This window comes from Mesorhizobium sp. B2-3-12 (genome assembly GCF_006442205.1).
In the GTDB taxonomy this organism is placed as follows: domain Bacteria; phylum Pseudomonadota; class Alphaproteobacteria; order Rhizobiales; family Rhizobiaceae; genus Mesorhizobium.
The window spans coordinates 191,271-211,374 of sequence record NZ_VFVR01000007.1 but is presented as its reverse complement, the minus strand read 5'-3'; the positions used below and the strand labels follow the sequence as shown (position 1 = coordinate 211,374).

The 20,104-nt window shown below is 63.9% G+C and carries 17 protein-coding genes; 13 read left to right on the top strand and 4 right to left on the bottom strand.

Going from position 1 to position 20,104, the window contains the following annotated elements:
• Positions 1-195 precede the first annotated feature (195 nt).
• The 6 genes from argE to FJ948_RS20585 all read left to right on the top strand — a co-directional run bounded on the left by argE (position 196) and on the right by FJ948_RS20585 (position 6,768).
• On the top strand, positions 196-1,320 hold the full coding sequence (argE, locus tag FJ948_RS20610; RefSeq protein WP_140707592.1) for an acetylornithine deacetylase: 1,125 nt from the start codon (positions 196-198) through the stop codon (positions 1,318-1,320).
• A gap of 12 nt (positions 1,321-1,332) precedes the next feature.
• A complete protein-coding gene (locus FJ948_RS20605) occupies positions 1,333-2,256 on the top strand; it encodes a glyoxylate/hydroxypyruvate reductase A (protein ID WP_140707590.1) in 924 nt (307 codons plus the stop codon).
• Between the two features lie 23 nt (positions 2,257-2,279).
• On the top strand, positions 2,280-2,630 hold the full coding sequence (locus FJ948_RS20600; RefSeq protein ID WP_140707882.1) for a cupin domain-containing protein: 351 nt from the start codon (positions 2,280-2,282) through the stop codon (positions 2,628-2,630).
• A gap of 145 nt (positions 2,631-2,775) precedes the next feature.
• Positions 2,776-4,239, top strand: a complete 1,464-nt coding sequence (locus FJ948_RS20595; RefSeq protein ID WP_140707588.1) for an aldehyde dehydrogenase family protein — start codon at positions 2,776-2,778, stop codon at positions 4,237-4,239.
• A gap of 10 nt (positions 4,240-4,249) precedes the next feature.
• The gene (locus FJ948_RS20590; RefSeq protein WP_140707586.1) at positions 4,250-5,293 is read left to right on the top strand and encodes a tartrate dehydrogenase; all 1,044 of its coding nucleotides are present in this window, start codon (positions 4,250-4,252) and stop codon (positions 5,291-5,293) included.
• Between the two features lie 17 nt (positions 5,294-5,310).
• Positions 5,311-6,768 carry an NAD-dependent succinate-semialdehyde dehydrogenase gene (locus FJ948_RS20585; RefSeq protein ID WP_140707584.1) on the top strand — a complete coding sequence of 486 codons (1,458 nt, stop codon included), beginning with the start codon at positions 5,311-5,313 and terminating at the stop codon, positions 6,766-6,768.
• 35 nt (positions 6,769-6,803) lie between these two features.
• Here FJ948_RS20585 and FJ948_RS20580 read toward each other — a convergent pair whose 3' ends face one another.
• On the bottom strand, positions 6,804-8,078 hold the full coding sequence (locus FJ948_RS20580; protein ID WP_140707582.1) for an FAD-binding oxidoreductase: 1,275 nt from the start codon (positions 8,076-8,078) through the stop codon (positions 6,804-6,806).
• Positions 8,079-8,094: 16 nt separating this feature from the next.
• Positions 8,095-8,763, bottom strand: coding sequence for a haloacid dehalogenase type II (locus tag FJ948_RS20575; RefSeq protein WP_140663699.1), 669 nt, complete (start codon positions 8,761-8,763; stop codon positions 8,095-8,097).
• 319 nt (positions 8,764-9,082) lie between these two features.
• Between FJ948_RS20575 and FJ948_RS20570 the strand changes: the two genes are divergently transcribed.
• From FJ948_RS20570 to FJ948_RS20540, 7 genes are all read left to right on the top strand, one after another.
• Positions 9,083-9,922, top strand: coding sequence for a GNAT family N-acetyltransferase (locus tag FJ948_RS20570; RefSeq protein ID WP_140707580.1), 840 nt, complete (start codon positions 9,083-9,085; stop codon positions 9,920-9,922).
• 13 nt (positions 9,923-9,935) lie between these two features.
• Complete coding sequence (locus tag FJ948_RS20565; RefSeq protein WP_140707578.1) at positions 9,936-11,339, top strand: aspartate aminotransferase family protein; 1,404 nt, start codon at positions 9,936-9,938, stop codon at positions 11,337-11,339.
• A 206-nt stretch (positions 11,340-11,545) separates the two neighbouring features.
• A complete protein-coding gene (locus FJ948_RS20560) occupies positions 11,546-12,268 on the top strand; it encodes an HAD-IA family hydrolase (RefSeq protein WP_140707576.1) in 723 nt (240 codons plus the stop codon).
• A gap of 63 nt (positions 12,269-12,331) precedes the next feature.
• Entirely contained in the window at positions 12,332-13,942 is a 1,611-nt protein-coding gene (locus FJ948_RS20555; protein ID WP_140707574.1) for an ABC transporter substrate-binding protein, read from the top strand.
• An 86-nt stretch (positions 13,943-14,028) separates the two neighbouring features.
• Positions 14,029-14,979: an ABC transporter permease gene (locus FJ948_RS20550; RefSeq protein ID WP_140707572.1), complete on the top strand. Its 951-nt coding sequence runs from the start codon at positions 14,029-14,031 to the stop codon at positions 14,977-14,979.
• Positions 14,980-14,981: 2 nt separating this feature from the next.
• On the top strand, positions 14,982-15,827 hold the full coding sequence (locus tag FJ948_RS20545; protein ID WP_140707570.1) for an ABC transporter permease: 846 nt from the start codon (positions 14,982-14,984) through the stop codon (positions 15,825-15,827).
• Positions 15,824-17,479: an ABC transporter ATP-binding protein gene (locus FJ948_RS20540; protein ID WP_140707568.1), complete on the top strand. Its 1,656-nt coding sequence runs from the start codon at positions 15,824-15,826 to the stop codon at positions 17,477-17,479. Before FJ948_RS20545 ends, FJ948_RS20540 begins: the two co-directional genes overlap by 4 nt.
• A gap of 39 nt (positions 17,480-17,518) precedes the next feature.
• Here the strand turns inward: FJ948_RS20540 and FJ948_RS20535 are convergent, their stop codons facing one another.
• On the bottom strand, positions 17,519-17,995 hold the full coding sequence (locus FJ948_RS20535; RefSeq protein ID WP_128308402.1) for an Lrp/AsnC family transcriptional regulator: 477 nt from the start codon (positions 17,993-17,995) through the stop codon (positions 17,519-17,521).
• 8 nt (positions 17,996-18,003) lie between these two features.
• Entirely contained in the window at positions 18,004-20,073 is a 2,070-nt protein-coding gene (locus tag FJ948_RS20530; RefSeq protein WP_140707566.1) for an NADH:flavin oxidoreductase, read from the bottom strand.
• Between the last annotated feature and the right edge of the window lie 31 nt (positions 20,074-20,104).

Genomic DNA, 20,104 nt, shown 5'->3' with positions numbered 1-20,104 from the left:
CACCCTCTGCCGCCAACGCTAAACGAGCAGACCGATACGATTTGCTCGAAAGCCGCGCAGCAACGCAAGATTCAACTGAAACATTTCAGCTTTCGGCACGCAATCGCGAAAGAACGCACGCATCCTCTTTGGAAATCTGGCAGCATATGGCCGACGGCACCGATCCCGGCCAATCCGAAACGTTTGAGGGCTGGAATGGACGTCTTCGACATCCTCGATCGTCTCGTCGCCTTTCCATCGGTCGCCGGCAGGCCGAACGGCGACGTCGCCGGCTGGATCGAGGCCTATCTCGCGGAACAGGGAATCCAGGTCACCGTGCTTCCAGGGCCGGAAGGCGATCGTTCCAATCTTTTCGCGACGATCGGCCCTGCCGATGGCCCGGGCTACATACTGTCCGGCCATATGGACGTTGTTCCCGCCAGCGAGCCGCAATGGAGCTCGAGCCCTTTCGCGCTGCGCAAGGAGGGCGAACGGCTCTACGGACGAGGCACCACGGACATGAAGGGGTTTCTTGCCGCAGCACTCGCGGCCGCTCCCAGGCTTGCGGGACTGCGCCTTGCCAGGCCCATCCACCTCGCCTTCTCCTATGACGAGGAAGTGGGATGTCGCGGCGTGCCGCATTTGATCGCCCGCCTTCCCGAACTTTGCGCCAAGCCGCTCGGCGTCATCGTCGGCGAGCCGAGCGGCATGCGCGCCGTGCGCGGCCACAAGGGCAAGGCAGCCGCCCGCGTATCCATCAAGGGACGTGCGGGGCATTCCTCAAGACCCGATCTCGGCCTCAACGCCATCCATGCCATGGCCGCTGTGCTGGGCGCGGCCGTGAACGAGGCCGAACGGCTGACGCACGGTCCATTCGACCCTGCCTTCGAGCCATCCTACTCCTCGCTGCAAGCTGGCGTCGTCGCGGGCGGACATCAGGTCAACATCATCCCCGACACCTGCACGCTGGACCTGGAGGCACGCGCCGTACCTGGCGTGGACCCGGCGAGCCTGCTGGCGCCTGTGAGGGCACGCGCAGAGGCTCTCGCGGCGGATGGCTTTCGCATCGAGTGGAGTCCGATGAGCGCCTATCCGGCGATGTCGCTGCCGCCGGACGCGCCACTCGCTGGACTGCTGCACGCCTTGACCGGCGAGGTGCCGCTTGCAGCCGTCAGCTACGGTACGGAGGCCGGACTTTACCAGGCCGCCGGGCTCGATGCGATCATCTGCGGCCCCGGCGACATCGACCGCGCCCACAAGCCGGACGAATACATCCTTGCCAGCGAACTTGCCGCCTGCCAGCGATTGATCGAAGCGCTGGGCGCCCGCTGCGCGGCTTGAAAGGGAACTGGAATGACATTCCTGTTCAATTCCGATGCGCGCCGCGGGGCGGTCTTCGCCGATGCCTTCGCGAGAGACCTGCCGGACGTCCCATTGACGACGAATGCCGCAACGGTCAATCCCGACACCGTGCGTTACCTGATCAGTTGGACCCTGCCGGATAATCTCGCCCGCTACAGGAACCTGGAAATCCTGTTCTCCATCGGCGCCGGCGTCGACCAGTTTCGCCTCGATGCGGTGCCTGCGAAGGTGAAGATCGTGCGCATGATCGAGCAAGGCATCGTGCGCATGATGCAGGAATATGTGACGCTTGCCGTGCTCGGGCTCCACCGCAACCTGCCTGGATATCTGGCGCAGCAGCGCGCCCGCGAATGGGCCGATATCGCGCAGCCGCAGGCCGGGTCGCGTCGGGTTGCTGTGCTCGGCCTCGGGCAGCTTGGCCAAGCCGTCCTCGATCGCCTGAAGCCCTTCGGCTTCCCGCTTGCAGGATGGAGCCGCTCGCCGCGGCGAATCGAGGGCGTGACCTGTCATCATGGTGAGCCCGGATTGAACGAGATGCTTGCGGCCAGCGACATTTTGATCTGCCTGCTGCCGCTGACCGAGGAGACGCGGGGGTTCCTCGATGCCGGCCTGTTTGCGAAACTGCCCGAGGGCGCGGCGCTCGTCCACACCGGCCGGGGGCCGCAGCTCGACCAGGAAGCCCTTGTCGCCGCACTCGACAGCGGCCACATTTCGGCGGCGATGATCGACGTCACCGATCCCGAACCGCTGCCGGCGGGCCATCCGTTCTGGTCGCATCCGAAGATCATTCTGACCCCGCATGTCGCCAGCGTCACCCAGCCCGCCAGCGCCGCACAGGCCGTTGTCGAAAACATCAAGCGTTACCGCGCCGGTCTTGACCCCATCGGGCTCGTCGACCGGTCGCGCGGCTATTGAATTTCAACATGAAAGGCTATCCCTTGTCCCTGCTCAAGATCGATACCAGCCCTGCCTTCCAGCCGCGCGAATCCGGGGCGCTGCCCGAACGGCTGATTTCCGGCAACCCCGCCTTCAAGACCTGGGCTCAGGATGTCGCCAAGGGCGACCTCGTTCATACCGGCCTCTGGGAGGCGACGCCTGGCGAAACGCGCTCGATCAAGGGCGAGACTTTCGAGTTCTGCCACATCCTCTCCGGCGTGATCGAAATCACGCCCGACGGCGGCAAAACGGTGACCTACCGCGCCGGCGACAGCTTCGTGATGAAACCTGGCTTCACCGGGATTTGGAAGACCATCGAAACGGTCCGCAAGATCTACGTAACCGTGGGGTAGCGGGAGCGCGAAGGCGCCGGCCTCCGCAACAGATTTTGCCGTCTGTCATCGCCGGCACACAACAATCATCCGCGACCGATCGTCGAACGGTGCATGCTGCGCCAGAGCCCGCGCTAGGCTCCTGCAGAATTCCAGAGTGGGTGCCATGGGCCTGAGCTTCGACCCGGATACCGTCTCCCTTCCCGTCGGCCATTTCATTGGCGGCGAGTTGATCGCGGCCGAGGGTGCGATCGAGATGTACCGACCGTCGGACGGCAAGGCATATGCCGCTTGCCCGGTGGCCGGCGTCGACATGGTCGACCGTGCCGTTGAAAGCGCCAACGCGGCGCTGAAGTCCAGCAACTGGGGCGGCGTTCGGCCGCGCGAACGGACGAAGGCACTCCAGGCCTGGGCCGACCTGATCGAAGCGGAAGCCGAAACGCTGGCCAGGATCGAGGCGCTGTGCTCCACCCGGCCTGTCGGCCAGCTCGTTGCCGGCGACATCGCGATAACCGCCGAGCAGATCCGTTTCTTTGCCGAATTCGCCGACAAGGAAGGCAGCGAGCTCGTGCCGACAGACGACGCCACTCTCGGCATGATCATGAGCGAGCCCTATGGCGTGGTCGGCGCGATCACGCCCTGGAATTTTCCCATCTCGATGGCCGGATGGAAGCTCGGTCCGGCATTGGCCGCGGGCAATGCGGTCGTGCTGAAGCCATCGGAAATGACGCCCTTTTCGGCAGTCTACATGGCGCAACTCGCCGTCAAAGCGGGCCTGCCGGCAGGGCTCATAAACGTGGTGCTGGGAGACGGTCCGACGACCGGCACGGCGCTGACCGGCCATCTCGATATCGCCAAGATCAGCTTCACCGGCTCGACCCGCGCCGGATCGGCAATCATGGAGAACGTGGCCCGCACCGGCGTCAAGCCGATGACGCTGGAACTCGGCGGCAAGAGCCCGCTGATCGTCTTTGCCGATGCCGATCTGGACAAGGCGGCAACGGCCGTCGCCGGCAGCGTCACTTTCAATGCCGGCCAGGCCTGCGTCGCCGGCACACGCCTGATCGTCGAGAGGAGCGTGGCCGACAGGCTGACGGCCGCGATCCTGGAGAGGATGAAGGCTGTGCGCCCCGGCCCGACCTGGGACGAGGCAACGCAATATTCGCCTGTTATCTCGGAGCGGCAGCGGGCGCGTGTCGACTGCATCGTGCGGGCCGCGATCGACGCCGGCGGCGAATGCCTGACCGGTGGCGGCGTCATGGACAGCCCCGGCTATTTCTACCAGCCGACGCTGATCGCCGATGTCGACCAGGCCAATCCGGCGATTGTCGAGGAAATCTTCGGCCCGGTCCTGACCATTCAGACCTTCGAGACCGAGGAAGAGGCGCTGGCGCTGTCCAGCCATCCAACCTACGGGCTGGCTTCCGGCCTGTTCACTTCCGACCTGTCCCGCACCATTCGCTTCGCGCGCAAGCTTGAGGCGGGCACCGTCTGGGTCAATCGCTACAGCCGCTCGCGCGACCATATCCTGCCGACCGGAGGCTACAAGCGCTCCGGCATCGGCAAGGATCTCGGCCGCGAGGCCTATCTCGCCAACCGCAGGACCAAGAGCGTCCTGATCAGCCTCTAGAGAGATGCCGATGAAGTCCTATTCGATTGCCCTGATCCCCGGTGACGGCATCGGCAGCGATGTGACCGCCGCCGCCTGGACGGTGCTGGAAACGGTGGCCGGAAACTTCGGCTTTGCGCTGACCGGAACCGAGTTCCCCTGGTCCTGCAAATTCTTCAAGGAGACCGGCCGCATGATGCCGCAGGACGGCATCGAGACCTTGCGCGGCTTCGACGCCATCCTGCTCGGCGCGGTCGGCTGGCCGGCGGAAGTGCCGGATTCCGTCTCGCTACACGGTCTGCTGCTGCCGATCCGCAAGGCGTTCGTGCAGTACGCCAACATCCGGCCGCATCGCCTGCTGCCGGGCGTCACGGGACCGCTGCGGGCGGAGAACTTCGACATATTGTGCATCCGCGAGAATACCGAAGGTGAATATTCTGGTGCCGGCGGGCGCGTGCATCAAGGCACGCTGGACGAGGTCGCCGTGGAGACCTCGATCTTCACCCGCGCCGGCGTCGAGCGCATCCTGCGCTTCGGCTTCGAGCAGGCGCGGGCAAGGCGAGGCAAACTTGCCTCCGTCACCAAGTCCAACGCGCAGAAATACTCGATGGTGTTCTGGGACGAGATCACGCGAAAGCTGGCCGCGGACTATCCTGATATCGAAGTCACCAGCTATCATGTCGACGCGCTTGCCGCGCGCATGATCATGACGCCGGAGAGTCTCGACGTGGTCGTTGCCTCCAACCTGTTCGGCGATATCCTCACCGACATCGGCGCGGCAATCCAGGGCGGGCTCGGCTATGCCGCCTGCGCCAACATCAATCCCGGCCGCTCGGCACCATCCATGTTCGAGCCGGTGCACGGCTCGGCGCCCGACATTGCCCATCTCGGCATCGCCAATCCGATCGCCGCCATCTGGTCCGGCGCCATGATGCTCGATCATCTCGGTGAAAAGGCAGCGGCCGACCGCGTCATCAAGGGGGTCGAGGCTGCAACCGCCAGAGGCATAGGCACCATTCCCGGCAAGGACCGGACGGAGGCCATCACGGCCGCCGTCGTCGCCGCGCTCACCTGATTGCAAGGTCGTATCCGATGAAGAACCTCAGAGACAAAAGCCTCTTCCGCGAAGCCGGCCTGATCGGCGGCGAATGGGTTGCTGCCGGCTCCGGCAGGACGGTCGACGTCATCGATCCGGCAACCCAGGTGGCGATCGGCACGGTGCCCGACATGGCCGGTCCGGAAACGCGTGCGGCCATAGAGGCCGCGGCTGCCGCCTATGGGGACTGGAAGAAGAAAACCAACGCCGAGCGTGCTACGCTGCTGGAGGCATGGCATGGCCTGATGCTTGCGCATCTGGACGATCTCGCGCTGATCCTGACGACGGAACAGGGCAAACCGCTGGACGAAGCCAAAGGCGAGATCCGTTACGGTGCGGCCTTCGTCAAATGGTTCGCGGAGGAAGCGCGCCGCATCAATGGCCACACCATCCCCTCACCCACCTCCGACCGCCGCATCATCGTGCTGAAAGAACCGGTTGGCGTTTGCGGCATCATTACGCCGTGGAACTTCCCCAATGCGATGATCACCCGCAAGGTCGCGCCGGCACTGGCCGCCGGCTGCACGGTGGTGATCAAGCCATCCGAGTTCACGCCCTATTCGGCGCTGGCGCTCGGCGTGCTTGCCGAACGCGCCGGCATCCCCGCTGGCGTCATCAACATCGTCACCGGCATGCCCACGGAGATCGGCAACGAAATCATGGCGAACGAGGCCGTCCGCAAGATCTCCTTCACCGGCTCGACGCGGGTCGGCTCGCTGCTGATGCGTGGGGCCGCCGACAGCGTGAAGCGGCTCAGCCTCGAACTCGGCGGCAACGCGCCCTTCATCGTCTTCGACGACGCCGATCTCGATCTCGCGATCGAGGGTGCACTCGTCTCAAAGTTCAGAAACGGCGGCCAAACCTGCGTCTGCGCCAACCGCATCCTCGTCCAGTCCGGCGTCTATGAAGCCTTCGCCGCCAAGCTATCCGCCCGCGTCAACGCCATGACGGTCGGACCGGGCACGCAGCCCGGCGTCGCCATCGGGCCGATGATCAACATGGCAGCGGTCGAGAAGATAAACCGCCACGTCGAGGACGCGCTCGCCAAGGGTGCTGCGATCATCACCGAGAAGCCGGCATTGCCCGACGGTCCTCAATATGTCGCGCCGCTGGTGCTGACCGGCGCCACGAAAGAGATGCAGCTTGCTGGTGAGGAAACGTTCGGCCCGGTCGCGCCGCTTTTCCGGTTCGAGACGGAAGAGGAGGCGATCGCGCTGGCCAACGGCACGCCCTACGGGCTTGCTTCCTACTTCTACACCGAAAACCTGAAACGCGCCTGGCGCGTCGGCGAGGCGTTGGAGTTCGGCATGGTGGGGTTGAACACCGGCTCGGTTTCGATCGAGGTCGCCCCTTTCGGCGGCGTCAAGCTGTCCGGCCTCGGGCGAGAGGGCGCGCAGGCCGGCATCGAGGAGTATCTCGAGATGAAGAGCTTTCACATCGGCGGGCTCAGCTGAGGCAATTTTTTGCCCAAGCCGGGCCAGACCGGCGATCACTGAATCCGGTCGAGCGCCTTGTAGTAGAGGCCGACCATCGGCAGGAACCAGGGCTTGCCGGAGTAACCGGGAATGGACGGCCATTCGAGCCCCTTCATCGGATTGCGGTCCTCGCGGCCGAGCATGGCATCGGCCAGGATCATGCCGAGATGGGTGGAAAGCTGCGCACCGTGGCCGGAATAGCCCATCGCGAACCAGACACCGTCATGGTAGCCGGCGCGCGGGAAGCGGTCCTTGGTCATGTCGACCAGCCCGCCCCAGCAATAATCGATCTCGACCTTGGCCAGCTGCGGAAAGATCGCCGCGAGGCCTGCCCGCAAGATCTCTCCGCTCCTGGCGTCGGAGCGCTGGTCCGATGTCGCCGAAAAGCGAGCGCGGCCGCCGAAGATCAGGCGCCTGTCGGGCGAAAGCCGGAAGTAGTTGCCGATGTTCATCGAGGTCACGCATGTCCGGTTGCCGGGCATGGTGGCGGCGATCTCGGCGTCGCTCAGACGCCGTGTGGCGATGATGAAGCTGCCGACGGAGATGATCCGGCGGCGGAAATAGCCGAAATCAGGCGTCGTGTAGGCGCCGGTCGCCACCAGCACATTGTCGGCGCTGATCCGGCCACGCGAGGTGGTCAGCTCATGCCTGCCGCCGGCCTGCTTGCGGCCCGTCACCGCCGCGTTCTCGTGGATCACGGCGCCGTGGCGGGCGGCTGAAGTGGCGAGACCCGCGACATAGCGGCCCATATGCATCATGGCGCTCTTCTTCGACAGCATCGCGCCGTGGAAGGGTGAACCGATCTCGGACTTGAGATCCGCCGCCGACAGCAGCGCCGTGTCCGGATCCACCTCGGCGTGAAGGGCTTCGAAATTGCGGGCGATTGATGCAAAATGCTGCGGCTTGGAGGCGAGCTTCAGCTTGCCGGCGCGGCGGAAATTGCAGTCGATGCCTTCCTCCGCGACCAGCGCCTCTATGGTGTCGACGGAGTCGTCCAGCGCCCGGTAGAGCGCGATTGCGCGGTCCTTGCCGAGCTCCGCCTTGGCGGAGAGATAGCCGTGGGCAAGGCCGTTGTTGAGGTGCCCGCCATTGCGGCCGGATGCGCCCCAGCCCACCCGCTCCGCCTCCAGCACGACCACCTTGGCGCCGGCCTTCGCCAATTGGCGCGCGGCGGCGAGACCGGTGAAGCCACCGCCGATGACGGCGGCATCGTAGTGCCCCTCGACCGGGCCTTGCGCCCCGCCGGAAAAGGCAGGGGCGGTGTCGTGCCAGTAGGAGACGAACTTCATCGGGAATCCGCCTGTTTCAGAGACCGACCACGCCTGCAAGACCCGAAATGTCCGATATTTCGACATAGCCGTAATACGGGTTGGCTGGTTCGTGGCCGCGATTGACCCAGACCTTGTTCTTGATGCCGAGGTCGTGTGCCGACATCAGGTCGTAGCGGAAAGAGGACGAGCAGTGAAGAACGTCCTCGGGGCCGCAGCCCAGCCTGTCGAACATATACTCGAAGGCTTGAAAACGAGGCTTGTAGGCCTGCGCCTCCTCAGCCGTGTAGACGGCATGGAACGGCGCACCAAGCTTTTCGACATTGGACATGATCTGCGCGTTCATGGCGTTGGACAGGATGACCAACGGAATTTCCTTGGCGACCTTCGCCAGGCCGGCCGGAACGTCGGCGTGCGGCCCCCAGGTCGGGACGCGCTCATAGATCACTCTGGCATCGTCGGCGCTGAAGGCAACGCCGTTGCGCTTGCAGGCGCGCTCGAGCGCATTGTGGACGACATCGGCATAGGGCTTCCAGTCGCCCATGATCTCGTCGAGCCGATACGCCGCGAAATTCTTGATGAACTCCTGCATGCGCGGCTCATCGAGCCGGCTGCCATAGAGATCGCGCGCCGCTTCCGCCATCTGGAAAAAGGTCAACGTGCCGTAGCAGTCGAAGGTGATGTATTTGGGCCTGAAGGAAGCCATGTCCGTCGATCTCCGGTGGAAGCACATCCGCGCTGGGATGTATTTCATCATAGGGCCGCCGGTGGCGACCACCTGTCCGAAATCGCCCTCCCGAAAGCAGAAAGTTCCGTATCCACCCGCTGGTTTGGCACGCTGTAGCATCTGGCGTGCCGATCGCGGCGCCGCGATCGGCGTGAAACGCATCCGCCGCGGCCAGTGCCAGCACAAGATGCGGTGCACCACTTGCGCTACGGCGAAAGATACCGCCGAAGCCGATGCCTTCAGATGATCTGCGGCGCGCCGATGGCCGAGACTTGGGCACTAAACGGAAGGATGCCTCATGCAGCAGGGCGAGATCGAACTCCAGACCTTCGGGCCGGACCATATCGAGGGCGCCGTAGCGCTTTCTCGCCAGGAGAATTGGCCGCATCGCCCGCAGGACTGGCAGATGGCGCTGCAGCTCTCGAACGGTGCGGTCGCGCTCGACGACCAGGGCCGCGTCACCGGAACCATCCTGGTAACGCCCTATGGCATGGATTGCGCCATGATCAACATGGTGATCGTCGACAGGACTGTGCGGGGCAAGGGGCTTGGTCGCCGGCTGATGGATCAGGCCTTCGCCCTTGCCGGCGACCGTCCGTTGCGGCTCGTCGCGACAGCGGACGGCATTCCTCTCTATGAAAAGCTCGGCTTCGTGCCGTCCGGTACGATCCGGCAACATCAGGGCAGCGTTGCCAAGCTTGGTGCGCCCGACGGCGTGGAAGTTGCGGACACCGCCGATCTCCCGGAAATCAAGGCGCTGGACCGCGACGCCTACGGCGCCGACCGTGAAGCTCTCATCGATGCGCTGGCGGAGCGCGGCCAATTCGCCGTCATCCGCCGCAACGGTGCCATCGAGGCCTATGCCGCCATCCGCCCGTTCGGACGGGGCGAGGTGATCGGTCCGGTCATCGCGGGAAGCACCGACGAGGCTAAGGCCCTGATCGGCTTCTTTGCCGCGCCACGTCCCGGCGCCTTCCTGCGCGTCGATACCGGCAGCGGGACCGGCATCGCCGGCTGGCTGGAGGACATCGGCCTCGCCCATGTCGGCGGTGGCGTGGCCATGGACCGTCCACCCAAGACGGACATGGAACAGGCATGGCCAAGAGTTTACGCCCTCGCCAACCAGGCGCTGGGCTAGTCCGGAGGATAGAATGCTCGCCAATTCCCTGATCGAACTCGACCGCGCCCATCTCATCCACCCGGTCTCTTCATACCGTGGTCATGAGGCGCAAGGCGTGCGCGTCTTGAAATCGGCGAAGGGGGCGACCGTGACCGATGCGTCCGGCCGGCAACTTCTCGACGGTTTCGCGGGACTGTGGTGCGTCAATGCCGGCTACGGCCACGACAGCATCGTCGAGGCGGCTGCCCGGCAGATGCGCGAGCTTCCCTACGCCACCGCCTATTTCGACCTCGGCTCTGAGCCGGCCATCCGGCTCGCTTCGGAACTGGCCGAGCGCGCGCCCGGAGATCTCAATCACGTCTTCTTCACACTTGGCGGGTCGGACGCGGTCGATAGCACGATCCGTTTCGTCCGCTACTACTGGAATGCCAGGGGCGAGCCAAAGCGCGACCAGTTCATTTCCATCGAGCAGGGCTATCACGGCTCGTCGGTGGTCGGCGCGGGCCTGACCGCCCTGCCCGCCTTTCACGCCGGTTTCGGCATTCCCTTCGAATGGCAGCACAAGATCCCCTCCCCCTATCCCTATCGCAACCCGGTGGGCGAGGACGGGAACGCGATCATCGCCGCATCACTCGCCGCGCTGAAGGCCAAGATCGAGGAGATCGGGCCGGAGCGGGTCGCTGCCTTCTATGCCGAGCCGATCCAGGGCTCAGGCGGCGTCATTGTTCCACCGAAAGGCTGGATCAAGGCGATGCGCGAGCTCTGCCGGGAGTACGGCATCCTGTTCATCGCCGACGAGGTGATCACCGGCTTCGGCCGCACGGGACCCTTGTTCGCCTGTGCCGATGAGGACATCGTTCCCGATTTCATGACGACCGCGAAGGGGCTGACCTCGGGCTATGTTCCCATGGGCGCCGTGTTCATGGCCGATCATGTCTACGACGTCATCGCCGATGGCGCCGGCTCCTCGGCGGTCGGTCACGGCTACACCTATTCCGCTCATCCCGTCAGCGCCGCCGTCGCGCTCGAAGTGTTGAAGCTCTATGAAGACGGCCTTCTGGAGAATGGCATCAAGGCCGGCGCTCGCCTGATGGCGGGCTTGGAGAGCCTGAGGGACCACCCGCTCGTCGGCGATGTGCGCGGCCGCGGCATGCTTGCCGCGATCGAACTGGTGGTCGACAAGCAGAAGAAGACACCGCTTCCGGCGTCGGCCATGCCGGCGCGGCGCGTCTTCGACAGGGCATGGGACAATGGCCTGATCATCCGTGCCTTTGCGCATGGGGTTATCGGCTATGCACCGCCGCTCTGCTGCACCGACGGCGACATCGATGCGATCATCGAGCGCACGCGCCGGACGCTCGACCAGACACTGGACGATCCCGACATCGCCAGGCCCTGGCATGACGGCAGACCAATACCCCGTGTTTTGAAATAGCGCCGGGGTAGATGATTTCGCAATTTTGTGCCGCCCCCTCGCGCCTTTTCGGCGAATCCAGCGCGGGGGAAGTGCCAGACTGCTTATAAGACAAGGCCAGAAAGCTTGGATTTCCGGGCCTTCGAAAAAGGCCGACGCCCCGGACAGCACGGAATTTTGTTCTGTTCAACACATGCAATTCGGCCGTACGCAGAGGAGACCCAGTCTTGGCCAGGGGCTTTAGCGAATTCAAATACATGACCTTCGATGTCGTCGGCACGCTGATCGACTTCGAAGGCGGGATAACGACCTGCCTGGCCGGAATCGCCGCCGAGGCCGGCGTTTCGCTCGATGGTGAGGAAGCGCTGAGCCTTTACCGGCAGGCCCGCTACATGCCCGATGCGAGCCTGTTTCCCGACGATCTCCTACGTGTCTACATGGTCATCGCGCCACGGCTCGGCCTGCCGGCCGAGGAGAAATACGGCATCCGCCTGCGGGACTCCGCCAGCGTCTGGCAAGGCTTTCCTGACAGCGCGGCGGCATTGGCCGAGCTTGCGAAATCGCACAGGCTGATCGCCATGACCAATGCCCGGCGCTGGGCGCTCGATCATTTCGAGAAGCAACTCGGATCGCCCTTCTTCGCCACCTTCACGGCCGACGATACCGGCATGGAAAAACCGGACCCGGCCTTTTTCCAGAAGGTCTTCGATTTCGTCGCCTCAAGGGGCGACAGCAAGGATGACATCCTGCACGTCGCGCAAAGCCAGTATCACGATATCGGCATATCCCGGGCGCTTGGCTTGACCAACTGCTGGATCGAGCGCCGGCATGCCCAGAAGGGCTATGGCGGCACGATCGAGCCCGAGCGCTTCACCGTGCCGGACTACCACTTCACCTCAATGGCCGCGTTGGCGTCGGCCGTACGGGAAAGCCTGAAGCAACGAACCTGAGCCCAAGCCCGGAAAGCCGCGTCAAGACGAGCAAGCCGGAAAACAAACAGAAAGGGGAATGATATGACCGACAAGATCACGAACTGGACCAGCGCAGACGATGCCATGGTCGAAAATGCCATTCGGCGGGGCGCGAGCCGCCGCGAACTCCTCAAGATGCTGTTGGCCGGCGGCGCCGCGGTTGCCGCGGGCAGCATGGTGCTTGGCCGCGCCACTAATGCCGTCGCCGCCACGCCGGTTTCCGGCGGCAGCTTCAAGGCCGCCGGCTGGTCGTCCTCGACCGCCGACACGCTCGATCCGGCAAAGGCGTCGCTGTCGACCGACTATGTCCGCTGCTGCTCGCTCTACAACCGCCTGACTTTCCTCGACAAGGATGGCGTCACGCAGATGGAGTTGGCCGAAAGCTTCGACAGCAAGGACGCCAAGACCTGGACGGTGAAGCTGCGTAAGGGCGTCACCTTCCACGACGGCAAGGCCCTCACCGCCGACGACGTCGTCTTCTCGATGAAGCGCCATCTCGATCCGGCGATCGGTTCCAAGGTCGCCAAGATCGCCGCGCAGATGACCGGTTTCAAGGCCGTCGACAAGTCCACGGTCGAAATCACGCTCGCCGATCCGAATGCCGACCTTCCGACCATCCTGGCGCTGCATCACTTCATGATCATCGCCGATGGCACCACCGACTTCTCCAAAGGCAACGGCACCGGCGCCTTTGTGCTGCAAACGTTCGAACCAGGCGTGCGGTCGGTCGTCACCAAGAACAAGAACTACTGGAAATCCGGCAAGCCCTACCTCGACTCGTTCGAATTCATCGCCATCAGCGATGACAGCGCCCGCGTGAACGCCCTGCTTTCCGGGGATATCAACTTCGCCGCCTCGATCAATCCGCGCGCGATGAAGCTCATCGGCGGCCAGCAGGGCTTCGAATTGTCGAAGACGACCTCGGGCAACTACACCGACCTCAACATTCGGCTCGACATGGATCCCGGCAACAAGGCCGACTTCGTGACCGGCATGAAATACCTCGTCAACCGCGAGCAGATCGTCAAATCGGCATTGCGCGGCCTTGGCGAAGTCGGCAACGACCAGCCCGTCTCACCGGCGAACATCTTCCACAATGCCGACCTCAAGCCGAAGGGCTTCGACCCGGACAAGGCCAAATTCCACTTCCAGAAGTCGGGCCTGCTCGGTCAGTCCATCCCCGTGGTCGCCTCCGATGCCGCGACCTCGTCGATCGACATGGCGGTGATCATCCAAGCCGCCGGTGCCGATATCGGCATGAAGCTCGATGTCCAGCGCGTCCCGTCCGACGGCTACTGGGACAATTACTGGCTCAAGGCGCCGGTCCATTTCGGCAACATCAATCCACGCCCGACGCCGGACATCCTGTTCTCGCTGCTCTACGCCTCCAACGCGCCCTGGAACGAAAGCCAGTACAAGTCGGAGAAGTTCGACAAGCTGATGATCGAGGCGCGCGGCTCGCTCGACCAGGCCAAGCGCAAGGAAATCTACGGCCAGATGCAGACCATGGTCTCCGAGGAGGCCGGCACCATCATCCCAGCCTACATTTCCAACGTCGATGCCCTCTCCAGCAAGGTGAAGGGTTTGGAGGCGAACCCGCTCGGTGGCATGATGGGCTACGCAATGGCGGAATATCTCTGGCTCGAAGCCTGAGAGGCGCCTGCCAGGGACCGGACAGCCGGTCCCTGGCACTTATTGCGCAACATGGCTTGGCCGAACGCAACCGCAGGAGCGCTTCCATGACGTCTGGGGTTCTAAACCTCGTGTTGAAGCGGCTGGCAATCGCGGTCATCACGCTTCTGATCGTCCTGTTCGCCGTTTTTTTCGCCACCAGCATGCTGCCCGGCGACACCGCGTCGATCCTGCTCGGCCAGGCGGCGACACCCGAAGCCGTCGCCGGCCTGCGGCAGGCCATGCATCTCAACGATCCGGCAATCCTGCGCTTCCTGCGCTGGCTTCTCGGCCTGCTCCACGGCGATCTCGGCACCTCCTATGCCAATGAGATGCCGGTCGCGGCACTGATCGGCGGGCGCTTCATCAACACCATGGAGCTCGCCGGCATCACCACGCTGCTCTCGGTCCCCCTGGCGCTGACGCTGGGCATCACCGCCGCCATGCTGCGCGGCTCGCTCTACGACCGCACCGTCACCATTCTTTCGATCGGCGTCATCTCGGTGCCGGAATTCATGGTCGCCACGCTGGCGGTCCTGCTTTTCGCCGTTTATCTCAAATGGCTGCCAGCGCTTTCCTCGGTCAATGAGGCGCATACGCTGACCGACCTCGTGCGCATCTATGCAATGCCGGTGATCACGCTCACCTTCGTCATCTCCGCCCAGATGATCCGCATGACCCGCGCCGCGGTGATCGAAACGCTCTCCACGCCTTATGTCGAGATGGCGCTTCTCAAAGGCGCCTCACGCGGCCGCATGGTGCTCAAGCACGCACTCCCCAATGCGCTCGGGCCAATCGTCAACGCGGTTGCGCTGTCGCTGTCCTATCTGGTCGGCGGCGTCATCATCGTGGAGACGATCTTCAACTATCCCGGCATCGCCAAGCTGATGGTCGATGCCGTCGCGACCCGCGACCTGCCGCTGATCCAGAGCTGCGCGATGATCTTCTGCCTTGGCTATCTCTTGCTCATCACCGTCGCCGACATCATCGCCATCATGTCCAACCCGAGGCTCAGGTGACGATGGCGCGCGTGGCAGCTTCCCGACGGTCATTCCTTGGCCACAGCTACAATCTCGTGGGCGTCGTGGCCGCGCTGGTCATCCTGGCGTGGACGCTGATCGCCATCTTCGCGCCTTACATCATTCCCCATTCGATCGGCGATATCGTCGACGACGATTATTTCGGCCCGATGCGTCAGGGCCTATGGCTCGGCTCGGACTATCTGGGCCGCGACATGCTCTCGCGGGTGCTGATGGGCGCGCGCTACACCGTCGGCATATCGCTCGCAGCCGTCGCCATCGCCTGCTTCTCGGGCGTCGTGCTGGGGATGATCGCTGCCGTCACCCGCGGCTGGCTCGACAGCTGCCTTAGCCGCTTCCTCGATGCCATGAACTCCATCCCCAGCAAGCTGTTCGGCCTTGTGGTCGTCGCCGCTGTCGGCTCGTCGATCCCGGCGCTGATCTTGACGCTCGCCGTCATCTATATTCCCGGCGCCTACCGTTTCGCGCGGGCGCTCGCGGTCAACATCAACAGCATGGACTTCATGACCGTCGCTCGCGTCCGCGGCGAAAGCACCGCCTATCTCATCGGGTCCGAGATCCTACCCAATATCATGCGCCCGGTTCTGGCCGACTTCGGCCTGCGCTTCGTCTTCATCGTGCTCTTGCTCTCAGGCCTGTCCTTCCTCGGGCTCGGCCTGCAGCCGCCGCTCGCCGACTGGGGCGCGCTGGTGCGCGAGAACATCGGCGGCCTGCCCTTCGCGGCGCCCGCGGTCATCATTCCGTCGCTGGCGATCGCCAGCCTCACCATCAGCGTCAACCTGCTGATCGACAACCTGCCGCAGAAGATCAGGGACAGGGACGCATGACCAATCTCGTCGAGGTCAGGAACCTAAGGATCGAGGCGACGACCGACGCCGGTCGTGTCGTCGAAATCATCAAGGGCGTCAGCCTCGACATCGCCGATGGCGAGATCGTCGCCCTGATCGGTGAGAGCGGTTCCGGCAAGACGACGATCGCGCTCTCGCTGATGGGCTATGCGCGGCCTGGCTGCCGGATTACCGGCGGCGAAATCAATGTCAACGGCAAGAACATGGCGGCACTTTCCGAAAAGCAGCGCGCCAGGTTGCGCGGCACCGACATTGCCTATGTTCCGCAAAGTGCCGCCGCCTCCTTCAACCCCTCGTCCACCATCATGGAGCAGGTGATCGAGGTTACGCGCATCCACGGGCTGATGTCGCCCGAGCAGGCGCGCAAGCGCGCGGTCGAGCTGTTCCGGGCCTTGTCGTTGCCGGATCCGGAAGGGATCGGCGCGCGCTACCCGCACCAGGTTTCGGGCGGGCAATTGCAGCGGCTGTCGGCGGCCATGGCGCTCATCGGCGATCCCAAGCTGATGATCTTCGACGAGCCGACGACGGCACTCGACGTTACGACGCAGATCGACGTGCTGAAGGCATTCAAGTCGGTCATGCGGGCGGACGGAATAGCGGGGGTCTACGTTTCCCACGACCTCGCCGTCGTCGCCCAGATCGCCGACCACATCGTCGTGCTGAAGGGCGGCGAAGTGCAGGAGACAGGCACCACGGCTCAGATACTTTCGGCTGCCCAGCACCCCTATACGCGCGAACTGCTGGCTGCCTTCGAGCCGAAACCGCGGCAAGCGCATGCGGACGCGGATGCCGGGACGAAAGAGCTGCTGCGTATCGACAATGTGACCGCCGGCTACGGCGCGGTGCGGGGTGACGGACTGCCGATTATCCGCGCTGTCGATTCCGTCACCCTAGTCGTCGAGAAGGGACGCAATCTCGGCGTCATCGGCGAATCCGGCTGCGGAAAATCGACGCTGGCGCGCGTCATCGCCGGCATCCATCCGGCGGCGGCCGGCGACATCGTCTTCGACGGCAAGGAATTGGAGCGCACTGCGGGGAAACGCAGCCAGGACCAGCTGCGCGAGATGCAGATCGTGTTCCAGTATGCCGACACCGCGCTCAATCCAGCCAAGCCGGTGGAGGACATCATCTCCCGCCCGCTGGCCTTCTATCACGGGCTCGACAGACAGGCGCGCTCGAAGCGCGTCGACGAACTGCTCGACATGGTTCGCCTGCCGAGGGGCCTGCGCTATCGCCGTCCGTCGGAGCTCTCGGGCGGCCAGAAGCAACGCGTGAACTTCGCGCGCGCTCTGGCGGCCGACCCCAAGCTCATCATCTGCGACGAAATCACCTCGGCGCTCGACACGGTGGTCGCGGCCGCCGTGATCGAACTGCTCAAGGAGTTGCAGCGCGAGTTGGGCCTTTCCTATATTTTCATCAGCCACGACCTCTCCGTCGTCGAAGCGATCTGCGACGAAATCATGGTCATGTATAATGGGCAGCGGGTGGAGCAGATCACGCCCGACAAGTTGCAGGCGCCCACCCACCCCTATTCCAAGCTTCTGTTCTCCTCCGTGCCGAAGCTCGATCCGACGTGGCTCGATGGCCTCGTCCGCGATCCCGAGCTCGTCAGCCAATACGGCCATCGCTAGAGCCGCTCAGCATTTTACGGAAACGGTGAGCCGCTCTGACTACATCGGGAACAGGCTGGGCAACGGCATGTGCGCCTTGACGATGGGAGATTTCAGCACCACGAAGCTGAAATACTTGTCGATGCCGATATCCATGTCGCTCAGCCGCTCCATGATCTCCTGATACTCGCCGATGCCGGCGGCCACGAATTTCATCAAATAGTCGTAGCGGGCGGAAACGCGGTGGCATTCGACGGCCGCATCAACCTTGTCGACGGCGGCAAGGAAACGCGCGAAGTCGATCTGTCGATGGTTCTTGAGCGTGATTTCCGTGAAGACGGTGAGCGTCCGCCCCAGCTTTGCGATGTCGATCTGCGCCGAATAGCGCACGATATAGCCTTCGGCATGCAGCTTCTTTACCCGCATCAGGCAGGGGCTGGGAGAGAGATTGACCCGTTCGGCCAACTCCACATTTGTGATGCGGCCGTTCTTCTGCAGCTCGTACAGAATCTTGATGTCGATCCGATCGAGTTTCATGGCCCCATCTACAATTGCGAGCAGAGCCGGTAGGCCTCGTAGATCGACGAGTAGATGTCCCGGCTGGCCACTGCGTCTCCAATGCGGTGCAAGACGAACGATCCGGCAGCTTGCGGACCATTGTCCCGCTTCGTTGCCGTTCCCGTCATCAGCGCTATGTCGGTGACGCCGTTGTTGGCGGAGCGCGCACGCAGTTCCTGGTAGGTATCCTCCATGGGCACGGTGCCGCGCTCGACAATGAGTTGGGCCGCCGTCATTTCTGTTTCCGCACCGGTGAGTTCATGCCGGAACGTGGCGGCGATGCCGTTGCCCTGGCGCGCTGCCTTGACCAGACGCATATCGCTGACGACGCGGATGCCGCGTTCCGAGGCGCGTTTGCGAAAACTCACCCGGTCCGGATAGGGCGTCTCGATCGCCAGCGTGTCGTCCGCTATGGCCAGGCTGACCACGCGCCCGTGTTGGGCGAGATGCAGGGCGCAGGAAATTGCGGCCTGGCGTCCGGTCTCGTCGTAGATCAGCACATCGTCCTTCGCCGGCACGACCCCGGTCAGGACGTCCCATACGCTGTCGCAATGTTCAGCACCCTCCAGCCGTTCCATATCCGGAACGCCGCCGGTGGCGACGATGACCGCGTCCGGTTCCGCAGCAATGACGATTTCTGCGTCCGCATAGGTGTTGAGACGGACTTCCACTCCAAGCCGCGCGAGTTCGTCTACGCGCCAGTCGACTATGCCGATGAGATCATTGCGATCGGACGCCGAGGCCGCGATGAGCACTTGCCCACCAAGCCGCGCCCCAGCTTCGAGCAGGCTCACTCTGTGGCCGCGCTCGGCGGCGACCCTTGCCGCTTCCATCCCGCTCGGGCCACCGCCGATCACGACCACCCGTTTCGGCGTTTCAGCCCGCATGATGGTATGGCTGATGATCGTTTCATGGCCGCTGGCCGGGTTGTGAATGCACTGCACCTTCTTGTAGAGGCAGTAGGACGCGCCGACACACGGGCGAATGCGTTCTTCTTCGCCGCGCATCACCTTGTTGACGATATGGGGGTCGGCAATATGCGCTCGGGTCATGCCGACCAGGTCGACAAGGTTCTCGCGGATGGCATGGCGGGCCGTCGCTATGTCCCGAATGCCTGCGGCGTGGATCACGGGCAGCCTGGTTTCCCGTTTGAACTGTCCGACCAGCGGCAAGAACGGCGCGCTCTGGCTGAACATGCCGGGCATGTTCTGCTCAGCCAGCGACAGATCGGTGTCCATGCGGCCAAAGATGCAGTTGAAGAAGTCGATATGGCCTTCCCGCTCGAACAGCTTGGCGAAGGCAAGGCATTCCTCGAAATCCGAGCCATCCTCGACCGCCTCGTCGATCACGAACCGGATGCCGACAGCGAAGTCGTCGCCCACCGCGCGGCGGATCGCCTCGTGAACCATCAGGCCGAAGCGTGCGCGGTTTTCCAGCGAGCCGCCGAAGCCATCCGTGCGCCTGTTGGTTCTGAGCGAGAGGAATTGCCCGATCAGATGGCCGCCGGTGACGGTTTCGACGCCGTCCAGACCGCCGTCCACGCAGCGCCTAGCGGCACTGGCGTAATCCTTGATGATCCTGTCGATGTCGGGGGCGTCCATCTCCTTTGGAAAATTCCGGTTCCGCGTCTCGCGAACGCGTGACGGCGCCACCGGCGGCAGCCAGTTTCCGGCATAGGCGGTAGCGCGCCGGCCAAGGTGTGAGACCTGGCACATGATGGCAGCGCCATGGCGATGCACCCGCTGCGACAGGGACTGGAGATGAGGCACGATGCGGTCGGTCGAGAGGTCCAGCTGACCGCCGCCCCAGCTCGAGTCGGGCGACGTCATGGCCGAGCCGCCCACCATGGTCATCGCCAGGCCGCCGCGCGCTTTCTCCTCGTGGTAGCGTTGGTAGCGCTCGAGCGGCAGGCCGCCATCGTCCAGCATCGAGGCATGGCTGGTGCTGACGACGCGGTTGCGCAGCGTCAGACCCTTGAGCCGAAACGGCTGAAGCAGAGGATCGCTGGATGTGCTGCCCGCTTGAGATGCCGCTGCCTTCACGTCCTGCTCCCCCATTCATCAGGGTTATACTTCGCCATTTCCGAGA